Genomic DNA, 250 nt, shown 5'->3' with positions numbered 1-250 from the left:
GCCCGTAGCTCAGCTGGATAGAGTACCTGGCTACGAACCAGGTGGTCAGAGGTTCGAATCCTCTCGGGCGCACCATATTAGACTCACGATGAGTCATGTATCGACCGTCAGCAGGTCGGTGCGCTAGAAAAGGCTTACTGTTGAGTAAGCTTTTTTTATCGCTTTAAATCAGGGCGCCCGTAGCTCAGCTGGATAGAGTACCTGGCTACGAACCAGGTGGTCAGAGGTTCGAATCCTCTCGGGCGCACCA

1 tRNA gene is annotated in these 250 nt (G+C 53.6%); it reads left to right on the top strand.

Annotation, left to right across the window (positions count from 1 at the left end):
• The first annotated feature begins 173 nt into the window (after positions 1–173).
• Positions 174–250 (top strand) — tRNA-Arg (locus tag HB860_RS22095).

The sequence above is a fragment of the Aeromonas genomosp. paramedia genome, from assembly GCF_023093515.1.
GTDB lineage: Bacteria > Pseudomonadota > Gammaproteobacteria > Enterobacterales > Aeromonadaceae > Aeromonas.
This window is presented reverse-complemented; position numbering and strand designations above follow the sequence as displayed.